8 protein-coding genes are annotated in these 11,008 nt (G+C 42.0%); all 8 read right to left on the reverse strand.

Annotation, left to right across the window (positions count from 1 at the left end; translation table 11 throughout):
- Positions 1–88: 88 nt before the first annotated feature.
- On the reverse strand, positions 89–1,021 hold the full coding sequence (locus BMY70_RS03945) for a type 2 periplasmic-binding domain-containing protein (protein ID WP_090332129.1): 933 nt from the start codon (positions 1,019–1,021) through the stop codon (positions 89–91).
- 488 nt (positions 1,022–1,509) lie between these two features.
- Complete coding sequence (locus BMY70_RS03950) at positions 1,510–2,232, reverse strand: thioredoxin domain-containing protein (RefSeq protein ID WP_090332131.1); 723 nt, start codon at positions 2,230–2,232, stop codon at positions 1,510–1,512.
- Between the two features lie 285 nt (positions 2,233–2,517).
- Positions 2,518–2,931, reverse strand: a complete 414-nt coding sequence (locus BMY70_RS03955; protein ID WP_090332133.1) for a DUF1801 domain-containing protein — start codon at positions 2,929–2,931, stop codon at positions 2,518–2,520.
- A gap of 21 nt (positions 2,932–2,952) precedes the next feature.
- A complete protein-coding gene (locus BMY70_RS03960) occupies positions 2,953–3,423 on the reverse strand; it encodes an SRPBCC family protein (RefSeq protein WP_218148566.1) in 471 nt (156 codons plus the stop codon).
- Positions 3,424–3,480: 57 nt separating this feature from the next.
- The gene (locus BMY70_RS03965) at positions 3,481–5,289 is read right to left on the reverse strand and encodes a sulfatase-like hydrolase/transferase (RefSeq protein WP_090332134.1); all 1,809 of its coding nucleotides are present in this window, start codon (positions 5,287–5,289) and stop codon (positions 3,481–3,483) included.
- A 78-nt stretch (positions 5,290–5,367) separates the two neighbouring features.
- On the reverse strand, positions 5,368–7,674 hold the full coding sequence (locus BMY70_RS03970) for an arylsulfatase (RefSeq protein ID WP_090332137.1): 2,307 nt from the start codon (positions 7,672–7,674) through the stop codon (positions 5,368–5,370).
- 30 nt (positions 7,675–7,704) lie between these two features.
- The gene (locus BMY70_RS03975; protein ID WP_090332687.1) at positions 7,705–9,294 is read right to left on the reverse strand and encodes an arylsulfatase; all 1,590 of its coding nucleotides are present in this window, start codon (positions 9,292–9,294) and stop codon (positions 7,705–7,707) included.
- Positions 9,295–9,382: 88 nt separating this feature from the next.
- Positions 9,383–10,951, reverse strand: coding sequence for a RagB/SusD family nutrient uptake outer membrane protein (locus BMY70_RS03980; RefSeq protein WP_090332140.1), 1,569 nt, complete (start codon positions 10,949–10,951; stop codon positions 9,383–9,385).
- Positions 10,952–11,008 lie beyond the last annotated feature (57 nt).

An 11,008-nucleotide genomic window follows, 5' to 3' on the forward strand; every position in this document is an offset into this window, starting at 1 on the left:
GTTCTGATTTTTATGCAAAAAAAAGACCTAACCTGTGAAGCATATACGCAACAAAACAGATTAGGCCTGACATTATCAATTTCACCAATTATTTGACAGCTGAGAATCGCTCCAATTTTTCTTTTTCAGTCTGCAGGCGTTTTGCTTCCGGTTTTAAATAACCGAACTGATGCAGATCTTCTTCCGAGTGCGAGGCTACCCAGAGCAGAAACTTCTTGGCTTCGGGATTACTGTTATTTTTCGCAATTGAAAAATGAACATACTCTACCGGCACGTTTTTAACTTTTTCCGATTCAAGTTTTTCCAGTAGTTGATCCAGATTATCGATCGATTTTTCTTCCTTTGAAACCTTTCCGTTTCCGTCCAGATCGACCGGAATTATGGTTAAACCATCAGTAGCTTTACGCGTTGTGAGATCGTAAGCAAGTCCGGGTACTGTATAAGTGATTCCGGTGTCATCTTTCAAAAGTGCCTTGATCAAATGTTCGTCAGCACCTGCTATGGTTTTCCCTTTGATCTGCTGCTGCTCGTATCCAAAATATTTTGCGAACGTCAAGGGAGCGCCAGCCTTTTGCAAGCGTGTATAAACAGTAAAAGGAGTGGTTATTGATTTATCTTTTTCAGCATAAATGTCATGGAAGAAAACTTGCTTATATGTCTTTTCAACTAAACCCTTTTCACTGAATTCTCTGGCAAACTGTGAACCTGAATTCGCCACAGGCAAAAGTGCATAACGACCAATGGAAACATATTCCCGGGTGTCCTTTACTTCTTTTTCCTGATCATATGCTTCTATCAATAAATCATATTTTTCAGGATCTGTAATTGTTCTGGTTTCGATGACAATCTGTGCCTTTGGATTTTCCGCAGTGTATTGTTTAATCCATTTATCCACCAAAGGGTAAGCAAAACGAACGCCTGTAATAACTACTCTGTTTTGAGCTGCATCCTGGGCAAAAATCGGTGCCTCAGCGGCAAGCGCTAAACCTGTTGCAAAAATCAGTGATTTAAATATCTTCATGATGTTAAAAGGAATTATACAGTTTGAGCATGATCTGTCCTTAGCCTGAAATAAAACAAGCCAGCAGAATGAATGAGGTGTAAATATTAAAATCAGAAATCGAATGTCGAATTGTGAGTATCAACAACAACAAATCAAAAAGGAAGAAAAGAAAGGTCTTGCCACCCAGGATGCAGCTTCAGGCTGCCCAGAAATTACATTCATCGTTTTCATAAAATAAGACGAAATTTTTAATTGTTTTTCCAGTGGTGGTTAAAGGAAAAACAATAGCCTATTAAATTGATAGACAAAGTAAGTTTAATAAAAATTTAAAACCAAATGATTTTTGAGTTATTTAGATCAAATCATTTTTGTTTACAGATGTATCATGTAAAACGGGCTATATTGTTTTTAAACAGAGTAGACAAATTTAAAAAACTCTTCGTTTTAGGATCACAAAACAATCGTTCAACTGACTGCTCGCGGAGCTGACTTGCCATGTTTATTGTTTACAGAGTTTGTCCTGCCAGAATTCTTTCGATTTCCGCCTTGGAAGCACTTCCGGTTTTTTTCCAGATCACTTCGTTGTTTTTATAAATTAACAACGTCGGCAATCCAATTACACCAAGCTCTTTCACAAGATTTTTATTTTCATACGCTTCAATATTGATCACCTTTAACACACTTGCATGCTCCGTTTTGAGCGAATCGATTGTCGGTTCCAGCTTCTTGCATCCGGGGCAATATTTGGACCCAAAATCAACGAGAACCAGTTTGTTGCTTTTTAGCGAAGCAACATATTCATCTTTTGACAACCCAGGCCCTACTGTCGAAATTACCGGTCTGCCTGATCCGATCCATTTGCTTAATCCGCCTGGAATTTCTGTCACATCTTTGAACCCGCTGTTTCTTAAATCTTTTGCCAAAACGCCGCTGCGACCATTTCCTATGGAATAAATAAAAACCGGTTTATCCTTATTAAGTTTTGCACTTTGTTTTTCGAAATCGCCTTTGTTTTCAATATTAAAACTTATCGCTCCTTCCAGATGATTTTGCTTGTATTCTTCAGGAAGCCGGGCGTCAAGAATCTGGGCTTCTTTGCCAGCTGCCTTGAGTTTTGCTTCAAATTCTTCGAATGTGTATAAATTTCTTTTTTGTGTTGTCTGAGCAAAGGCAATGGAGCTCAGAAGCAGAGCGAAAAAGAATAATCCGGATCGTCTAAGATTTTTCATTTTAAAGTGTTTTGAAGTTTAAGTTTTGAATGCTGTTAATCTTATTTTCAACACATAACAGTAACACTGCAATCTGCTATTGCGTAAGCGCTGATGTAATGAAAGTACAATGCATACCACCATTCTTTTTGCAGAGAATGTTTTAAATCATACTTTAAGCTTCCACGATAATGTGAACAGCATGACGATATCCGTGCCGGTGGTTAGCTGAAATGAATATAGTCTATTTAAATTATAGACAAAGTAAAGTTATAGAATTCAGAATTCCAAGAGAATAAAAATCTGTCAATACTTTTCTTTAAGGAATTCAATGGAGTGGTTAACCATCTGTAACAGAATGGCGGTGTCGATATCTTCTATTTTTTTGACATAAATACAGCTTTTACCAGATTTATACTTCCCGAATTTTCGCAAAAAATCTTCTCTTTTTACAGGATCGGCGTCAAGATAAATAGAAATAGCATTAGCTCTCGCCGAAATTCCTGCGAGTGGAGCGTCACCCTGATGTCCACTGCCGTAGACATAATGATAACTCCCAAAACCGACAATACCTGTGCCCCACATTTTTGGTTCAAGCCCGGTTTCCTGATGGATTAAACTTATCATTTCCCTACAATCCCTACGCTTTTTTTCGTCCGGAATATTTTGCAGGTATAGCTCGACACTGTTATTGGTTTCGGTGGTTTTATTTTTTGCCATACTTCTTCCAGTCAGTAATTGTCAGTTGCCATGTTTTATTACTTCTTTCGGAAATTTATCCGCAATCAGATTAAGATTTATTCCGTGCTCCAAAAAGGCCTTGGCACCATCCAAAACCGTTGTAAAGCCTCCGGTCAGATCGATGAGCATTTTTAAAAGGTTATCACCCGTTTCAGTAAATCCGTAATTCCTGAGGGTAACATACGTAGAGCCGCCTTCCAATGATCTGAACCCAAAATCAATCTTCGTTGGTGGTTCGTTCCATTCAACTGAAATTTTTTCCGCCGGAATAATCTCAATCACCTTGACGGTTGTAGAAACGTTATACATTTCCCACTCCCAGATTATTGTTTTCCCGACTGAAAGCTTTTCACTTCCCCTGGTAAACCAAAAATTTTTGGTGATGTCCGGATCAAGAAATGCATTAAAAACCTCCAATACTGGTTTTCTGATCAACATCTGGGTTTCGACGAAGACACTGTTTTCTGCCATGATAAAGGTTTCAATTGGGGAGAAAAGTTAACGAATTTAATCCAAACTTAAAACAGATTATTTCCCTATTCTACTGACAAAGTCCTTTGCCGCCCGAGAATCATAATCGAACATTCCCGGCTCAGTTCTTATCAGCTTTCTTGCATTTTCCAACGCCGGAGCGGCGTCTTTCCCTATATTGCTGAGGGCATTCAAAGCCTGCACGCGCGCCGGAACATTTGTTACATTCAGTGCATCTGTCAAAGTTTTTATACTTAATTTTTTTTCACCAAGGTTATACAAAGCTTCCGCAGCTGCGATCCTTACAGCCGGCTCCGAATCGCCGCAAGCTTTAATCAAAACGTCTTTTCCTGTTTTTGCTTTCAAAATGAGAAGGCCGGTTGCGGCCCAGTATCGAACCGTCGGGTCGGGATCAGCAATTCTTTTGATAAGCTCGTTGGTATACTCAGGTTTGCGTGACGAAGCCAGATTGGCGGTTTCCAGAATATATTTCAGATTATACTTTCCACTTTTAGCATAATCCCGTAAAGGCATTGAGGAAGCGATTTCTGAAAAAATCGCCTCAGGAATAAATCCAACATCCTCAGATTTCAATATCCACGCTTCATTTGCTTTTCTAAGCCTAACGAGCTCTTTCCCATATTTTGGATCTTCGGCCAGATTCTTGACATTATGCGGATCCGCAATTACATCAAATAATTCTTCAGCCGGCTTTTCCTGCCAGAATTTAGATTGAACCTCGTTGAGCTTCCCTGCCTTGAATTCATTTTGCCAGGATTGCACGGAAGGCGCGCGCCAGAGATATTCGAGATATTGTCCGTATATCTTGTGAGGCAGATAATTGCGGATATACCGAAATCTCTTATCACGCACTGACCGTGAAAAATCGATGCGCTCGTCCATACGTCCGCGAAAACCATAGGCATACTGATGTTCAGCATTTTGCTGTGTTCCAAGAAAAGCTTCGCCCTGCATATAGTCAGGAATCCCGATCCCGGCCAGACTTAAAATAGTTGGTGCAAAATCGAGGAAAGTTACCAGCCTGTCCGTTTTTGTGCCTTGTTTCAGGTTCGCCAGGTGTTCGTACTTTCCAGGCAAATGGATGATCAAAGGAACGTGCAAGCCGGATTCATACATAAATCTTTTACTCCTGGCCAAAACGCCGCCATTATCTCCGTAATAAAAAACGATTGTATTTTCCGCCAAACCTGCTTCTTTCAATTCATTCAAAAGCTTACCAAACTGACCATCCATATCTTCAATCTTGTCATAATACTGAGCCCAATCATGTTTCATCTCAGGAGTATTAGGGTGATATGGTGGCAACGGCACCTGCTCCGGATCGTGTTTCAATTTGGCAACAGGTTCGAAAAGTGAACTTTCGTGCGAGACGTTGAGGTTAAAAACGGCAAAAAACGGCTGTCCCTCTTTACGATTTTTATAGGTCGCATTATTACTGGATTCATCCCAGGCGTCAGTTTGATCCGTTGTATTGTAATCCTTTTTCGAATTATTGGTCGTATAATAACCAGCTTCGCGCAAATATTTCGGCAAAAACTTCACGTACGACGGAACCGGATACACACTTCGCATATGCTCTGTTCCAAGCGACGGAGGATACATTCCGGTGATGAGTGTATTTCGCGAGGGCGCACAAACCGGTGCAGTCGAAAAAGCGTTTTTGTAAAGAATACTTCTTGCAGCAAACGCGTCCAGATTGGGAGTCGTCGCAAATGTATCGCCGTAAGCACCCAGCATTGGAATGTTGTCTTCACTGACAATCCACAAGATATTCGGTTTCTCCTGAGCAGATAATCTGCCAGCCGCTAGTATAAAAAACAGAACCAGATATTTCAGTTTTTTCATAAACTAATACGAATTATTGATCTTGATAAAGAGTCAAAAGATAGGATTATCTAATCTACCGTAAACAATATCTCCTGCCTATCTCAGACTGGCTTGCTGTCCAAGATTATAATCGATCACCACTTTGTTTATTTTTCCTGTGAAGACAAAAGGAACTTTATATGTGTCTGCAACCGGCGTGAGATCATCAATTCCCACATTTACGCCTTCGTGCAAATAAACCGAGCCAGTTGTTTTGTCAAGCTTTGACTCGCCTACTTTCTTATTATCAACAAAAAGACTGACCACTCCGCTGCCGTTTTCCAAATATTTTACATCGGCACGAAGCTGCACTTTTCCACTTGGCAACGTAGCATTTTCCGAGGAAACAACGTACTTCGTACCATCACCCACTGCATATACCAGATTCAGTTTATGATTTTGAATAAAGAAACTAAAACCACCCTCAAACCCTCCGCGCGACAATAAAACACCTTCCGTCTCAACGCCCTTTAACTCGGTATCGGCAATAAGGCTGAATGATCTTTTGACGGCAAAAGGACCGGCAACATCGACAATCGTTGACTGGCCTGGATACAGCACGACGCGGCTGATATCTTTGTAAGCCGTTGGTAAAGTAAACGGCTCTGTTCCGTCTTTCAGTGGATACACATTATATTTTACAGCCTCACCTTCAAAGAGCGCTTTTAATTCTTTCAGCTTTGCCGGATTTGATTCCGCCAGATCATTCACTTCATTAAAATCTTCTTTCAGATTATACAATTCCCACTTATCATTATTAAATTCCTGCCCTCTGACGTGCAGAGAACCCGCTTTCCAACCATCTTTGTAAATCGCCCGCGAACCTTTAATTTCATAATACTGAACCGTATGACGGTCTTTTGCCGTGGCATCGTTCAAGCTGTACGCAAGGCTTGTCCCTTCAATTGCATCTTGTTTATAGCCATTGACAGACTCCGGAACTTTCGCATTGATCAGTTCCAGTGTGGTTGGTAAAATATCGATTACGTGACCATACTGATTACGTATCCCCCCCTTTTCCCTGATTCCCTTTGGATAAAAAACAATCAGCGGATTGTGCGTGCCTCCCTCCGAATTGGCATCTTGTTTCCAGTGCCGGAAAGGAACATTTGTAGCCGCTGCCCAACCAAGCGGGTAGTTCACTTTGGAAAACTCAGTCCCGATCAGATCGATATTTTCTATGTTCTTTTTCAGACGCTCCTCCTCCGAAATTGTCGTTCCGTAATTATTTACAGTACCAACAAAAGTACCTTCCTTACTCGCGCCATTATCGCCGACCGAAACAAAAACAATTGTATTTTCCAATTCTCCGGACTCCTTTAAATGCTTAATCACCCGACCGATTTCATAATCGGTATATTCAAGAAATCCTGCATAGGTTTCCATGAATCTCGCATAAAGTTTCTTCTCTCCCGCCGTCAGACTACTCCATTCTTTTACACCGGGATTTCGCGGCGGCACTTTTGCGTTTTTAGGTATCACTCCTAATTTAATCTGATTCGCGACAACTTTTTCACGGTAAGCATCCCATCCGTCATCGAATTTCCCCTTGTATTTATCAGACCATTCTTTCGCTACCTGATGCGGCGCGTGGCCAGCCCCGGTCGCAATGTACAAGAAAAAAGGCTTTTCCGGGTTTCCGGCTTTTTGCCCGGAAACGTAACTGATCGCCCGGTCCGCGATCAACTCATTGAAATGTTTTCCGTCCTGCTGATCTTTGATGCGATGCGTACCTTCCCATAATTCAGGATGCCACTGATCAATACTTCCTCTGGAAGGAAAACCATAAAACTGCTCAAAACCTCTGCCTGTCGGCCAGCGGTTAAACGGCCCGGCCGGGGTCAGATCAGCCAGTGGAGTAATATGCCATTTCCCCAAAGCAAACGTGTTGTAACCGTTTTCTTTCAAAATTTCTGCCGCCGTCGCTTTTTCAAACGGGATCTGCGCATCGTATCCCGGCGTACCAATGGCAGTTTCCGGGAACAGTCCCATATGTGCCGAATGTGAATTTCTTCCTGTCAGCAGGGCGGCGCGCGTCGGGGCGCAAATGGCCGTTGTATGAAAATTGGTGTAACGCAGTCCGTTATTCGCCAGACTATCCAGCGTCGGCATATTAATCAACCCACCAAACGTACTGACCGCTCCATAACCGATATCATCAAGTAGGATCCAGACTACATTTGGAGCTCCTTTTGCCGCTTTTTTATTTTCCGGCCAGGACTCCTGAGTCTCTTTTACCGTTTTCCCAATTTTTCCTTTGAAAGGGTGATAAGGCGTATGCTGGGCATTAACAAATTGATTTGAACTCATCCAGGCCATAGCGGCAAGCGTCAGTTCTTTAACCGGAAAAGATAAATTTTTCATCAGTTTTTGTGTTTATGTTTTAGATAATAATCACTTAATCGTTTCCCAATCCACAACGCCAACTTTCTTTGCCCATATCAGGAATTCTTTTTCCAGAGACTTGACTTTTCCCGGATACTGGGATGCAAGATTTTTCATCTCCGAACGATCCGACTTCAAATTGTATAATTCCCAGGGCTGGTTTATTTCCGCAACAAGTTTCCAATCTCCTTTGCGGATCGCACGACTCCCTTCATGTTCCCAGAAAAGTGATGCATGACCCTGCACGGGTTTGTTGTTAAAAATGTTAACCAAACTTTTTCCTTCAAGTGGTGTCAACGTTTTTGATTTAAATTTTTTAGGATAAGGTATACCTGCCAGTTCCAGGCAAGTCGGCATGAAATCAATTAAGTGACCAGGATGGTCACTCGCGGAGCCAGCCTTAATTATTCCCGGATACCAAGCAATGAACGGTGAGGCGATTCCGCCTTCATGTGTATTTTTCTTAAACAACCGGAAAGGTGTGTTGCTGACATTTCCCCAGGGAGGATAATAACTGTCAATGGAAGTCACAGAACCCGGCCTACCATTTTTCTGTGTGACATAATCCCAATCCTTGACCGTATCTGCGCTCCCACCATTATCAGAGACAAAAAGAATGACAGTATTTTTATCCTTTTTAAGCGCTTTCAATCTCGCCAGTATTTCTCCAATGCCATAATCCATCCGATCGATCATAGCCGCGTAAATGGCCATTCGGGTATCCCAGAATTCCTTGTCTGTATCTGATAACCTATTCCAGTCAGGCACTTCGGCATAACGCTGTGAAAGTTCAGTTTCATTGCCCAGAATCCCAAGAGATTTCTGCTTTCTGAAACGTCTGTTCCGCAACGCATCCCAGCCTTCTAAATATTTCCCTTTGTATTTTGCGATATCTTCCGGCAAAGCCTGGATCGGCCAGTGAGGTGCGTTGTAGGCTACGTAGAGGAAAAATGGATTCTTATCTTTCGGTAATTCATCCAGCGATTTTATAGCAAAATCAGTGATCGCCTGTGTCAGATACCGTGAAGTATCCTGCCGCTGGATTTGTTTTCCGTTCAGCAAAAATGTCACTTTTCTCCCGTCGTTATAAATCGGCTCAGAATTGAAATAACTGCTTCCGTTGTTCTGCATGGTGAAAGATTTGTCAAATCCGCGGTTATGCGCCAACGAAGACTCCACTTGCCCTACATGCCACTTTCCGGAAACAATCGTATGATAACCAGCCGTTTTCAGTAGCTCTGCAATCGTAACACTTTGCTCACTCAAGTAACCTTGATAGGCTGGCGAACCCTTATCCTGAATCATATCACCGATACCTGCCTGATGGGGATAAAGACCCGTCAGCAGCGCGGCTCGCGAAGGGCAACATCTTCCACTATTATAAAACTGAGTCATTTTCAACCCTTCTGCAGCCAATTTGTCCAGATTAGGCGTATTGATTTCTGAACCAAAGCTTCCCAGATCAGAAAAACCCATATCATCTGCGAGAATGACTATAATATTTGGTTTGTCAGGGATTACCTGCTGAGCGTTTGACAATTTATTCAGCGATACCAATGCTGTCAAAATCAGTATCTTTCTGAGTTTGTGTTTCACCATTTTCCAGTGATTAAAACAAAGGCAAATGCCATATTCCTCTAAAAGAAATGACATTCACCTTGTCCATCAGATTAAAATATTTGAAAAATTACTCCCAGCCCGGATTCTGGACCAGCAACTTATTGTTATCGATTTCAGATTGAGGCAGTGGGTACAGGCGGTGTTTTTCTGCTGCGTTGGTTTTTCCTACTTTTTGCAAATTCCGAACAAAAGTGGATTGTCCGGCACCATCTTTCTGACGTATCAAATCAAACCATCTCTGGTATTCGTAAGTCAGTTCGAGACGACGGTCAAGGTACACTGAATCACGGAACTGATCTTTTGAAAGTCCCGCGGTGAGGTTCGCCAATCCGGCCCTGTTGCGCACTTTATTTAAAGATTTATATGCTTTCGCCGTCGGTCCATTCGCTTCATTTTCTGCTTCGGCATGGATCAGCAACAATTCTGCATATCTGATAATGGGTACATTCGCCGCCGACTGATTTGTCACCGATGCCGAAGCAGGATCAAGCCATTTGTTCCAAAAAGGAGTTGAATCATTCGGAACAGCCGTGTTGGCAATCGGCGAAGCATATTTCCGGCCATTTGACGGGCTGGTAAAACTCCTTACAAAAGTCACATTGCGCCTCTTGTCATCGGCGCGGAATAATTTGTAAATACTGAAAAACTTATCATTTCCCTGCGTGTAATAGCGAACCATATGCGCATAGTTTCCCGACAATCCCGGAATACCTGAGAGGATCGAACGCGGGTATTCATTATTTCCCTGATTCAAAGAATTTGATTTAAACTGAGCAGAAAATATATGCTCCTTATTGTTCTTGAAAGCTGGCAAAAAAACTTCTGAATAATTAGTCATAAGATCATATCCGTAAACGCCAGTTCCGCCGTCAGCCGGAGAAAGTGCCTCCTCTGCTTTTTTCACAGCGTCCGCATAATGAGCCGACAGGTTCAACGGAAAAGATGCTTTTGTCAAATAAACTTTCGAAAGTAACGCCTTAGCTGCACCAGCAGTTGCCCGTCCAACATTTGGAGAGGCATAGTTTGCAGGTAGAACCGCAGCAGCCTCGTTAAGATCTTTTTCAATTTGTTTGTAAACATCGGCAGACGGAGATTTAGCAATCTCATAATCATTCGCATTTACAAATTTCTGATATTCCAGGATAAGCGGAACATCTCCGTACAATCTGACAACATTGAAATAATACAATGCGCGAAGAAATTTCGTTTCCGCAAGCAAACGTTCTTTCAAAGCACTATCAAATTCAATTGCCGGGATTTTTTCAAGCGCCACATTGGCTTTCTTTATAGCCGCATAATGCTGCTGCCAAAGTTCATAAACACGAAGATTACTGGAAGAGTGCGCCAACACCGATAAGGAACGAACGTCTGCATTCGTAGCTCCAGGACCCGGATCTTCGTCGTCGCTCGCCATATTCATCCCCGTATTAAATAATGTGTTATAAGGGGTTTGAATGGTGCTCCCGCCGGAATTCAAAAGGAAATATACTGCATTAACTGCATTAATTGCGTCAGTTTGTGTTTTGTAGTATTGATCTTCTGAAAGAAAGGATTCCGGCTCTTCTTTAAGAAAATTATCGCAGGACGAAATGCCGATCGTGAACGAAGCGAAAATAAAATATTTTAGAATTTTCATAAGATATAACGGTTAGCGTCAACAGTTAAGTTTTTGCTGTTTGATCAAAATTGGTTT

The organism is Dyadobacter koreensis (assembly GCF_900108855.1).
GTDB classification, from domain to species: Bacteria; Bacteroidota; Bacteroidia; order Cytophagales; family Spirosomataceae; genus Dyadobacter; species Dyadobacter koreensis.

What these genes read in the sequence shown, in the direction of transcription:
- BMY70_RS03945 (WP_090332129.1), bottom strand. Translation starts at nt 1,021, where the DNA reads ATGAAGATATTTAAATCACTGATTTTTGCAACAGGTTTAGCGCTTGCC.
- BMY70_RS03950 (WP_090332131.1), bottom strand. Translation starts at nt 2,232, where the DNA reads ATGAAAAATCTTAGACGATCCGGATTATTCTTTTTCGCTCTGCTTCTG.
- BMY70_RS03955 (WP_090332133.1), bottom strand. Translation starts at nt 2,931, where the DNA reads ATGGCAAAAAATAAAACCACCGAAACCAATAACAGTGTCGAGCTATAC.
- BMY70_RS03960 (WP_218148566.1), bottom strand. Translation starts at nt 3,423, where the DNA reads ATGGCAGAAAACAGTGTCTTCGTCGAAACCCAGATGTTGATCAGAAAA.
- BMY70_RS03965 (WP_090332134.1), bottom strand. Translation starts at nt 5,289, where the DNA reads ATGAAAAAACTGAAATATCTGGTTCTGTTTTTTATACTAGCGGCTGGC.
- BMY70_RS03970 (WP_090332137.1), bottom strand. Translation starts at nt 7,674, where the DNA reads ATGAAAAATTTATCTTTTCCGGTTAAAGAACTGACGCTTGCCGCTATG.
- BMY70_RS03975 (WP_090332687.1), bottom strand. Translation starts at nt 9,294, where the DNA reads ATGGTGAAACACAAACTCAGAAAGATACTGATTTTGACAGCATTGGTA.
- BMY70_RS03980 (WP_090332140.1), bottom strand. Translation starts at nt 10,951, where the DNA reads ATGAAAATTCTAAAATATTTTATTTTCGCTTCGTTCACGATCGGCATT.